This is a genomic window from Paracoccus binzhouensis (assembly GCF_016446475.1).
GTDB lineage: Bacteria > Pseudomonadota > Alphaproteobacteria > Rhodobacterales > Rhodobacteraceae > Paracoccus > Paracoccus binzhouensis.
The window spans coordinates 1-10,648 of record NZ_JAEHFP010000138.1 but is presented as its reverse complement, the minus strand read 5'-3'; the positions used below and the strand labels follow the sequence as shown (position 1 = coordinate 10,648).

The window sequence follows — 10,648 nt, the reverse complement described above, 5'->3', positions numbered from 1 at the left end:
GGTTGGCGGTGTGGGTCTGCTCATACATCACAGCTACCACCCTGGATTCACGATCTGAATCCCTGACGGGATTTGTGCAACAGAGCCCGATGACGCATATAAGAATCACGGCGGGAGGGCACGAATTCCTCGCCCGGCTCGAGACCGAGAAATCTCCGAAGACCTGCGCCTGGTTTCTTGGCCTGTTGCCTTATCAGGCCCATATCTGCCAGGGTCGCTGGAGCGGAAAGGCCTCGTTCATCCGCATCGGCACGACGGGGGCCGATATCGGCTATGAAAAGGCGACCAGCTATCCCCAGTTGGGTGAGGTCGTCATGTATCCCGGCGACAGGGAACAGGGCGGCGGCGAGATCTATATGCCCTACGGCCCGAACGAGTTTGCCTGCGAGTTCGGAAAGATTGCCGGCAACCATTTCCTGAGCATCGTGGAGGGCAAGGAAGCGCTTCCCGAACTCGGCGAGCATGTGCATTGGCATGGTGCACAGGAAATCCTGTTCGCGCTCGCCGAATAGGCCGGAAACACCTTCCGTCGCGTGAAGGTAACCGGCCCGGCAAGAGGCTCAGTCTCCTCCCAAAAAGGTATGAATCTTCTCTGCCTGACTGAGCCTCTTGGACGCTTCCCTTCCCAGCCGGTCCGCCAGCGATGCCGCAATGTAATTGAGAATGCTGTATCCGGCGCTGTAGGAATCGAAAAGCGACGTGCTTTGCACACGACAGCGAATCGTCCAATCCGACAGTCCCGCGGTATTTCCCTCGGAATGATCGGTCATATAAAGGCTGGGGGTGCCGATGCTTCTGGCATATTCAAGCACGCGATAACGCATCTCGTTGCGTCGCCTGAAGCCGATGACGATCATCATGTCCTTGTCGGTCAACCCCGAAAGATCCTTGGCCATTGCCTGACCGGGACGGGGCAGGACTTCCACCCGATCGCGCAGCTGGATCAGCTGCTGGCGAAGATAGAGCGCCGGCATGTGGCTGTTCCCGAACCCGACGATCCAGACGGAATTCGCCGTCGCCAGGCAATCGACCACCGCGGTAAAGGTTTGCTCGTCGATGGCCTCGAAACTGCGGATCAGGTTCTGGATTTCACTTTCGAGATGCTGCTGAACACCGCTTTTGAAACCTTCGTTGCCGGTCGCGAATGTGTTGAGATAGCGGGGCGCTCCGCTCTCGCGCGCCTGACGCACCTGCTTGCGCAATTCCTGCACGTTCTTGTAGCCAAGACGCTTGATCAGCCGCGTCGCGGCCGCATTGGAGGTCTTGGCCCGCTCAGCCAGCTCCGAAATGGGGTGCGTCGCCAGAACGCCGGGAAAATCGATGATCAGATCGCCCAGGGCGCGCTCACTGGGCGGAAGCTGATCATAGATTTCCTTCAGGCGGTCCTCGACAGGAAGCGTCATGGCGGTTCACCTCTGCGTCAGGTCGGTATCCGGATCACCTAACACGAACTGAAACTATTTTTCCACTCGCCACCGGAAACGGTCGTGTTTTTTCGAACACGCGGGCGAGGCTGTCCCCTGTCTGGCCGGGTCTTGGCTCGCCGGCAAGGGTCCACCGTCCCCGGCCACCGGGCCGGGACGATCAGAAGTCGTCACGGTTTACGTTCTTGTAAAGCAGATAGCTGGCCCGCGACCAGCCGGTCGCATAGAAGAACTGCGGACAATACGGCGCCATATAGATGAAATCGCCCTCCCAGCACTCATGCCAGTCGTGCTGCAAAAGATACATCCCCTGACCTTCCAGCATATAGAGGCCATGCTCCATCACATGGGTCTCGATCATCGGGAAGTAGTTGCCGGGCTCGAAGCTCAGGATGTTCATGGCGAAGTCGAAGGCGGGATCGCTGTCGGGCAACAGATGCTGCCAGGTCCGGCCCTGCGTATGCTTGTTGACCTTCTCGACGTCTTCCTGGTGACCGACAAGCGGCGCGGGCGGCGCGATCCCGTCGACCGTCTCATAGGGTTTTCTCAGCCAGATGACACGAGCAATTTCCTGGTTTGGGTTCGTCAGCCGCGTCGGGGTGCCGGCGGGCGCATAAGCATAGCTGCCCGGCCGCAGGGAATGCCCTTCGCCGCCGATCTCCACCTCGGGATGCCCGGCGATCACATAGTAGAACGCCTGCTTGCCGTCGTTCCAGGCCTGTTCCATGCCGCCGTTTTCCTGAATGTCCAGCATGACCTGCGAGAATTCGGCGCCCATTTGGCGCGAGGTCTGCACGGTGATCGTCGTGCCGGCGATGCCCGGGATCCGGCTTTCCAGGATGCCCTCGGGGGGCATGACCGCATAATGGGTCGTGACCGCTGCCCGATGGTGGGCAAAGACACCGGCGGGTTGAATCTGCTTCTTGGCCATGGGTCAAATCCTTCAGTTCTGGGTGATTTCGATCGTGCTTGCCAGCATCCCGGCCCCAGCCCCGCTTTCCCGAGAGGACGCCAGATCCAGCAACGTGTGGTAGAGAACGTCCGCCCCGGCCGCACAATCCTCGGGCGTGCTCCATTCTGCGGGGCTATGGCTGATCCCGCCCACGGACCGGACAAAGATCATGCCCATCGGGCAGAAATCGTGGAACGAGCCGGAATCGTGTCCCGCGCCGCTTGGCAACGAGATGGCACGGACCCCGACCTTGTCGCAGGCCCGGCGGATCGCGTCCTGCACCTCTTCCGTGCAAAGCTTGGCAACGCCGCGGCTATAGACTTCGATCTCGCACCCGATGTCGCGCTGCCTGCAGATCTCGCGCACCTGCCCGGTGATGCGATCTAGAACCCGGTCCCGAACCGTTTCCGAAAGATCGCGGCAATCCAGGGTGAATTCGACCAGGCCGGGGATTATGTTCACGCCGCCGGGCAGCGTCCTCAGCGTGCCGACGGTTGCCACCGTCGTTCCCGTCTCGCTGGCCTCCTGCTCGATCATCTGGATGATGACTGCGGCCGCCGCCATCGGATCACGGCGCATGCGCATCGGCGTGGTCCCGGCGTGCTGGGCCTCTCCGGTCAACGTGATCCGCCCGCGGGCCGAGGCACAGATTCCCGAGACGACGCCGACGGACACGCCGGCGCGTTCCAGCACACAGCCTTGTTCGATATGCAGCTCGACATAGGCTTTGGTCGAACATCGCAACCTGGCGGCCCGGTCGACCTGCGTCCAGTCGATGCCCAGTTTCGTCAGGGCTTCGGCCACGGTGATCCCGTCGGCATCGGCTTTCGCCAGGCGCGCGGGCTCGAACTTTCCGGTCACGATCCGCGAGCCGGAATAGGAAGAGGCGAAGCGGCACCCCTCCTCGTCGCGATAGGCATGGACTTCGATGGGGTGATCGGTGACCACGCCCGCATCGCTCATGCAACGCAAGGCCTCGATTGCACCCAGGATGCCAAGGGCGCCGTCGAACTTGCCGCCTTCCCGGACGGTGTCGGAATGAGAGCCGGTCAGGACGGCCGGAGCGTCCGCGATCCTGCCTTCCTTGCGGCCGATGAGGTTGCCAGCCTCGTCCATGCGGACACGAAGTCCCGCATCCTTCATCCAGACGGCAATCAGTTCGAGACCTTCCTGGTCAAGATCGGTCAGTGCCAGCCGGCTGACGCCACCGCTTTCCGTCCGCCCGATCTCGCCCAAACGCATCAGGTTCTCGAATAACCGTTCCTTGTCGATCATGCCTGCGCCCTCCTCCCGTTTTCAGCCGATCCTCGCGCAGGATCGGCGCGATCACGGCGCGCAGGTCGTGATCGCATCTTGCAATTTTCGGATTATTCCGCCTTGACCATGTCCTCGATGAGGACGTCCTTGCTGGACGGAGGAGCAAACTCGATCCGGTTGGTATTGATCCCGGTGAAATACTGCTCGGCATAGATGTAGATGAAGGGAAGCTCGTCGGCCAGGATGGCCTGTGCCTCCCGATACATTCCGGCGCGCGCTTCCTGGTCTATGGTGGCCTCTGCCTCGTCAAGAAGCTTGTCCACGCGCTCATTCCTGTAGCCGAGACGCTCGAAATAGGTTTTCGAGTTCAGGGCATTCAAGGGCAGAAAAGGATCGAACATGCTGTTGCCGTAACCGGCCAGCATCAGTTCCTTGTTATTATTGTTGTTTCGAACTTCGACATATTTGCTGTTCTCCAGAAACTCGAAGTTCACCTGAATACCGGCAAGCTGTAGCATGGCGCCGATCAATTGCCCAAGTTCCGAATCAAGAAGATAGCGGCCCTTGGGAACTTGCAGCGTCAGGCTAAGCGGATTACTCGCGTCATAGCCGGCCTCTGCCAGCAGCGCCTTTGCCTTTTCCAGATCGTATAGATATGTATCGTAATACTCTTCGTTGAACCCTGTGATACCCGGCGTGATATGCGTCCTCGTCGGCGTCCCCATGCCCTGGAAGAATTTGTCCACGATCAGCTTGTCGTCGATGGCATAATCGATGGCCTGGCGCACCCGCACGTCCGAGGTCGGGAATTGCTCGTTGCTGTTCACCATCAGCAGGATGACCTGTGTCGAATCGCCGGGGACGATGCGGGTGCCGTCATTGCCGTTGACCCGGGCCCATTCCGAGGGCGGCACCTCGTCAACCAGATCCATTCCGCCAGTGATCAGTTCGTTGACCCGAGTGGATGCCTCGGGCAGGATCGTCAGCACGGCCTTATCCCAGTCCGAGACGTCGCCCTTGAAATAGTCCTTGAACTTTTCAAGAACGATCTGCTGATCGACATTGTATTGGACCACCTTGTATGGACCCGAGCCGATCGGGCGCTGGGTAAAATTATCGACGCCGACCTCGTTGAAGTATTTTTCCGGCATGATGCTGCCACCCATGCGGATCAGGCGGTTTAACATGACGGGATCCGGGACATTGGTGACGATCTGCACCGTGTAGGGATCGAGAACCTTCACTTCCTTGATGGTGGCGAAACGCGGGCTTTCTATCAGGCGGTTATCCCCGACCACGCGGTCGAGCGTGAACTTGACATCCCGGGCCGTCAGTTCGCTGCCGTCATGGAACTTGACGCCCTGATGAAGAACGAACTCCCATGTATAATCGTCCTTTTGCTCGAAGGACTTGGCCAGGTGCGGCACGAATTCGCCGTTATCGGTGCGCCGGACCAGCGTATCGAAGACATTCATCAGCGGCGTGCCATAGGCGCCGTTGTTGTGCGGATCAAAGGTCAACAGCCCCCTGCGCATGCCGATCCGCAGCGTATCGACCTCTTGCGCCACGGCGGCGGACGCGTCGAACATGCCGGCCCCCGTGCTGCCCGTCAGGCCAAAAGCGGTCATCATAACCATTGCCGCGATAGCATGCAGAAAATCTCCGTGCGTTTTCCCTGTTGTCGGTCGTGACATTTCTTTCCCCGTTTTTTGCTTGGAATTATCTTGTCGGTGATGCGCGCGCGGGATCGCCCCTTTCCCCGCGCGTCATTGCTGTAGCCAATACGGCCCTTCCAGCGGAAAATGGCACGACACCGCATGTCCGTCCTCAAGCGCCTGCATCGTCGGCACGGCCTGCTTGCATTTGTCCCGCGCATAGGGGCAGCGGGTATGGAACGAACATCCGGGGGGCGTATTCACCGGGCTGGGAATATCGCCTTGCAGGACGATCCACTTGCGCGTCCGGGCGGCTTCCGGATCGGGCAGCGGCACGGCGGACAGCAGGGCCTCCGTATAAGGATGGCGCGGCCGTGAAAAGAGCTGTTCCTTGGTCGCCAATTCCACGATGCGGCCAAGATACATCACCGCGATCCGGTCGCTGATATGCTTGATGGCCGGCAGCCCGTGGGAAATGAAGATATAGGTCAGATCGAACTCTTTCTGCAGTTTCGAAAGCAGATTCAGGATCTGCGCCTGAATGGACACGTCCAGCGCCGACACCACCTCGTCGCAAACGATCAGTTTTGGCTGCAAGGCCAAGGCTCTGGCGATGCCGATCCGCTGGCGCTGTCCTCCGCTGAATTCATGGGGAAAGCGGTCGATGAAGGACGGGCTGAGCCCGACCGCCTTCATCAGTTCAACGACGCGGTCGTGAAGCTGTTTTCCCGAAGCGATCCTGTGCGACCGAAGCGGCTCGGCGATCAGATCCCTGACCCGCATGCGCGGATTGAGCGAGGAAAACGGATCCTGAAAGATCATCTGGAAATCCTTGCGCCGCCGGCGCAGAACCCTCGGCGCCAGATCGCACAGGCTTTCCCCCTCGAACAGGACATCGCCCTCGGTCGGATTCAGCAATTGCGCGATCACGTTGCCGGTGGTCGATTTTCCACAGCCGGATTCGCCGACGATGCCCAAGGTCTCGCCCGGGTAGACCTTCAGGTCGATCCCGTCGATCGCCTTGAGATATTTTGGCTGGGCCGAAAGCCAGCTCCAGTCGCCGGAGACATCGAAGTATTTCTTGATCCCTTTCAACTCCAGCAGGGGCGTTTGCTCAACCGTGTTCATGGAGCAGCCTTTCCTTCTTTTCAGGCAGCCAGCAGCGCATTTGATGGTCGTCATGCAGATCCACCCAGCCGGGCGATGCGCTCACGCATCTTTCGAACGCATGGGGGCAGCGCGGATGGAACCGGCATCCTGCGGGCATGTGGGTCAGAGGCGGGACGGTGCCCTTGATGGGCTCCAGCTTGTCCTTCAATTCGTGGATATTGGGCGTGCTGTTCAACAGGCCCTGGGTGTAGGGATGGCTGGGATTGCGAAACAGGCTGAAGGTGTCGCCCTGCTCGACGATCTGGCCGCCATACATGACGATGACCCTGTCGGCCATTTCGGCCACCACGCCCAGGTCATGGGTGATCAGCACGATGGTCATCTGCAATTCGTTGCGCAGGTCTTTCATCAGTTCGAGGATCTGGGCCTGGATCGTCACGTCCAGCGCCGTCGTGGGTTCATCCGCGATCAGCAGCGACGGGTTGCAGGAAAGCGCCATGGCGATCATGACCCGTTGCCGCATCCCGCCGCTGAGCTCATGCGGATAAGAGGCATGCACGGCCTCGGGGCGCGGCATCCCGACCTTGCGCAGCATCTCCAGGCTTCTTTCCCGCGCGGCCGCCTTGCCCAGTTTCAGGTGGGCGCGGATCGGCTCATCCAGCTGGAAGCCGATGGTCAGCAGCGGGTTGAGCGAGGTCAGCGGCTCCTGGAAGATCATCGAGATCCGGTTGCCCTGGATCTCGCGCATCTCCTCGCGCGACAGCTTGGCGAGGTTGCGGCCCTCGAACAGAACCTCGCCGCTGTCCACCCGTCCCGGCGGGCTGAGCAGTCCCATGATGGAAAAGGCGGTGATGCTTTTGCCGCAGCCGGATTCGCCGACGATGGCGACCACCTCGCCGCGCTTCAGGTCGAAGGAAATCCCATCGACGGCGGTGACCGCCTTCTTGTGAAGGTGAAAGCGCGTCGTCAGACCCCGGACCCGCAACAGTTCGGACGGGTCGGCCTGGGGCAATGCCTGGGCGGAAACGGCAGTCATCATGCTCTCCCTTGAAGGCGCGGATCGGTGGCGTCGCGCAGCCAGTCACCCAGGAAGATGAACCCGATCACGGTGAGGCTGAGAGCGATGCCCGGGAAGGTGGCGATCCACCAGCTTGTCGACAGGTGGGTCTGGCCCTCGCTCAGCATGTAACCCCAGGACACGTCGGGCGGCTGGATGCCAAGGCCAAGGAAACTCAGCGAGGATTCCGAGATGATCGCCGTGCCGACGCTGAGGGTGGAAACCACGATGATCGTCGAGAGGACGTTGGGCAGCAGGTGGCGAAGGATGATCGTGGAATTCGGCGTGCCGATGGAATGGGCCGCGCGCACATAGTCGCGTTCCTTCAGGCTCAGCACCTCGCCACGGACCAGGCGCGTGAAGGGCACCCATTTCGTGCAGCCCATCACGAAGATCAACGTCACCAGGCTGGGACCGAACACGCCCACGATCACCAGCATGATCAACATGGCCGGCAAGGCCAGCAGCGAATCCGTCACCCGCATGATCGCATTGCCGATCCAGCCGCCGTAAAAGCCGGCCATCAGGCCCAGCAAGGTGCCGATGCAGCCCGCGACGATGACCGCGCAGACCCCGACGATCAGCGACGTGCGCGAGCCATACAGGATCCGGCTCAGCACGTCCCGCCCCAGGTTGTCGGTCCCCAGCGGATGGCTGAGCGATCCGCCGTCCAGCCACATGGGCGGCGCGAACATGCTGGCCAGGTCGATTGCCGCCGGATCGTGGGGCGCTATGACCGGGGCAAAGATCGCCACCAGGATGGCGGTCCCGACAATGGCCATTCCCGCCAGGCCGGTCTTGCTCAGCATCAAAAGCCTGAGCCAGCCGGGCTTGTCTTCTTTCTGCGAAGTCGATTCTGCTTCATTCCGGCCGAAATAATCGGACTTGTCACCGTCCATTAAACAGTCAGCCTTTCCGACAGCTTGCGTCATTATTTCCTCCCTGGAAATACCGGCGGGCCTAGTACTTGATGCGCTTGTCGACAGTCCGGTAGAGAATGTCGCCGATCATGTTCATGACGATGACGAGGATCGCGATCAGGAATACTCCGGCCTGAACGATCGACATGTCGCGGGCATTGACGGCCTGGACCAGCAATTGCCCCACGCCCGGATAGGCAAAGACCGTTTCGGTGATAAGCGATCCACCGATCAGGAACGGCAACTGCACCGTGATGATCGTGATGACCGGGTTAAGGCAGTTCTTCAGCGCATGGCGATAGATGACGGCGCCCTCGCCGAGACCTTTTGCGCGGGCCGTGCGGATATAATCCTGGCCGAGCGTCTCGAGCATGTTGGAGCGCACGAGGCGGGTGATTTCCGCAGCCGTCCCGCCGCCCAAGGCGATGGCGGGCAGGATCATATGGCTGATCGTCCCGCTGCCGGACACTGGAAAGATCTGCAAGGTCACCGAGAAGATGAGGATCAGCATGAGGCCAAGCCAAAAGGTGGGCATGGCCTTGCAGGCGACCGAAGCGCCCGTGATCAGAAGATCGACGCCCGTGTTCCTGTGAAGCGCCGACCAGATACCCAGAGGGATCGAGACGCTGAGAGCGAACAGCATGGCCAGCAAGCCAAGGGCGAGGGAAGCCGGCAGCCTGTCGAGCACGACGGACATCGCATCGGCATGGTAGCGGAACGATACCCCGAAATCGCCCGTCAGGGCGTTCTTCAGAAAGACCCCGTACTGCACCCAGAAAGGCCGGTTGAGTCCAAGCGTCTCTCGAAGGCTGGCCACTTCTTCGGGCGTCGCCGAGTCGGGCAGCATCAGTTGAACCGGATCCCCTGCCATATACACCAGCCCGAACACGATGAGCGAGATGATGAGCAGGACCGGGACGAACTGAAACGTATAGCGGATCAGATAGCGTTTCATGCGTCTCCCCTTGGTACTTCGCACCCCTCTTCGTGGGCGTCACCATTTATGATAGAAATTTTTCATATTCTATCAATCTAAAAATTATCTATCGAAACAAGAAGCGGCTTGTCCACCGATCACGGCACCTGCGAGGTCGGCAATCCGACGAGAAACCGGTTTTGGATCGGAGCCTTGCCCAAAGTCGCAGCAGCCTGCACGAGGTGGCGGCATGCTGCGGATGGCAACAAGGCGACAGCGCCGTGGAACGGGCTTCGGGCAGCATCGGATCGTCCGGTTGCGGATCATTTCTTCATCGGGGTTCTTTGCATCCGGAACCGATTCGCTGACAGGCTGACCTTCCATGCAGGGAAGAATCCGGTTGCACTGAACCCCCGGGATTGTTGGCTGACCGCCTTGCGCGTGATCGCAGATATGCGGGACCGATATGCGCGCGCGGTGGCGGGAAATGATCGCAGCGGGCACGTCCCCCAGCGGGGAATGGTCCGGCGACCGAACCGATGCGCAATGGCAGCCCCCAGAACCAGGGAAATTTGAACGGTTGATTGAGACCCGCCTTGCCGCGTTCAAGCCCGCCGCCCATGCGATGAAGCGCGACCCCGAAGCCATCATCTGGGAAGTAATGGCCCGCAGCTTCGGGAAGCACCGCCTGCGGCAGATTTTCGAGTATGGCCTTGGGGGCGATGAACCCGACGAGTTCGTTGCCCAGCGCGTGACCACAGAGACCGGCACCGCAGCAGACCCTAGCGCAGACTTCTAAGCACCAGCAGGAAAACACAGAGAATGACCAGCAGCACAGATGCCCGCATCATCATCACCACAGATGGAGCCTGTCGGGGGAACCCGGTCCCGGCGGTTGGGCAACGATCATCCAGCGCGAGGCCAGTGGCACCATCACGAAGGAGGTAGAAGTTTCCGGCTATGCCCCGGCCACCACGAACAACCAGATGGAGTTGACGGCGGCGCTGCGGGCGCTGAACTGCCTCAAGGTGGACGAAGCGGCCCCCATCACAGTCCGCACGGACAGCGAGTATCTGACCAAGGGCATGACCGAATGGCTGTCCAATTAGAAGCGTCTTAGAAGCGTCGGGGCTGGAAGGCGAAGGGCGGGGACGAAGTCAAGAACCGCGACCTGTGGGAAGCTCTCGATTTCCAGGCAACCGGGCGGAACATCGCATGGGAGTGGGGCAGAGGCCATAATGGGGACGGGTTGAACGAGCGGACCGACCGTCTAGAGCGTATCGCGGGCATCAAGATTCAGGATTCCCGGCCTGCTCGTGATGTGCTTCCCTTTTGCTGAGGCAGGTATGGGGGAGCT

The 10,648-nt window shown here is 60.5% G+C and carries 11 protein-coding genes and 1 pseudogene; 4 read left to right on the top strand and 8 right to left on the bottom strand.

The window, feature by feature from the left end:
- Positions 1–512 (top strand): DUF3830 family protein (locus I9P22_RS21235; protein WP_233253520.1); only part of this gene is annotated, 512 nt, incomplete at its 5' end.
- Positions 513–560: 48 nt separating this feature from the next.
- Here the strand turns inward: I9P22_RS21235 and I9P22_RS21230 are convergent.
- From I9P22_RS21230 to I9P22_RS21195, 8 genes are all read right to left on the bottom strand, one after another.
- Entirely contained in the window at positions 561–1,403 is an 843-nt protein-coding gene (locus I9P22_RS21230; RefSeq protein ID WP_199261886.1) for a MurR/RpiR family transcriptional regulator, read from the bottom strand.
- 181 nt (positions 1,404–1,584) lie between these two features.
- Positions 1,585–2,355, bottom strand: coding sequence for a (S)-ureidoglycine aminohydrolase (gene allE, locus I9P22_RS21225; RefSeq protein WP_199261884.1), 771 nt, complete (start codon positions 2,353–2,355; stop codon positions 1,585–1,587).
- A 12-nt stretch (positions 2,356–2,367) separates the two neighbouring features.
- The gene (locus I9P22_RS21220) at positions 2,368–3,651 is read right to left on the bottom strand and encodes a Zn-dependent hydrolase (RefSeq protein WP_199261882.1); all 1,284 of its coding nucleotides are present in this window, start codon (positions 3,649–3,651) and stop codon (positions 2,368–2,370) included.
- A 92-nt stretch (positions 3,652–3,743) separates the two neighbouring features.
- A complete protein-coding gene (locus tag I9P22_RS21215) occupies positions 3,744–5,327 on the bottom strand; it encodes an ABC transporter substrate-binding protein (protein ID WP_199261880.1) in 1,584 nt (527 codons plus the stop codon).
- A gap of 72 nt (positions 5,328–5,399) precedes the next feature.
- Positions 5,400–6,416 carry an ABC transporter ATP-binding protein gene (locus I9P22_RS21210; RefSeq protein ID WP_199261878.1) on the bottom strand — a complete coding sequence of 339 codons (1,017 nt, stop codon included), beginning with the start codon at positions 6,414–6,416 and terminating at the stop codon, positions 5,400–5,402.
- Positions 6,403–7,434: an ABC transporter ATP-binding protein gene (locus tag I9P22_RS21205; protein WP_199261876.1), complete on the bottom strand. Its 1,032-nt coding sequence runs from the start codon at positions 7,432–7,434 to the stop codon at positions 6,403–6,405. Before I9P22_RS21205 ends, I9P22_RS21210 begins: the two co-directional genes overlap by 14 nt.
- Positions 7,434–8,264, bottom strand: a complete 831-nt coding sequence (locus I9P22_RS21200) for an ABC transporter permease (RefSeq protein WP_199261874.1) — start codon at positions 8,262–8,264, stop codon at positions 7,434–7,436. Before I9P22_RS21200 ends, I9P22_RS21205 begins: the two co-directional genes overlap by 1 nt.
- A 151-nt stretch (positions 8,265–8,415) precedes the next feature.
- Positions 8,416–9,330, bottom strand: coding sequence for an ABC transporter permease (locus tag I9P22_RS21195; protein WP_199261872.1), 915 nt, complete (start codon positions 9,328–9,330; stop codon positions 8,416–8,418).
- A gap of 448 nt (positions 9,331–9,778) precedes the next feature.
- Between I9P22_RS21195 and I9P22_RS21190 the strand changes: the two genes are divergently transcribed.
- The 3 genes and pseudogenes from I9P22_RS21190 to I9P22_RS25090 all read left to right on the top strand — a co-directional run.
- The gene (locus I9P22_RS21190) at positions 9,779–10,090 is read left to right on the top strand and encodes a hypothetical protein (RefSeq protein ID WP_199261870.1); all 312 of its coding nucleotides are present in this window, start codon (positions 9,779–9,781) and stop codon (positions 10,088–10,090) included.
- Between the two features lie 70 nt (positions 10,091–10,160).
- Entirely contained in the window at positions 10,161–10,400 is a 240-nt protein-coding gene (locus tag I9P22_RS24890) for an RNase H family protein (RefSeq protein WP_269846665.1), read from the top strand.
- Between the two features lie 23 nt (positions 10,401–10,423).
- Positions 10,424–10,630, top strand: a pseudogene (locus I9P22_RS25090) (RNase H family protein); the annotation flags it as partial.
- Positions 10,631–10,648 lie beyond the last annotated feature (18 nt).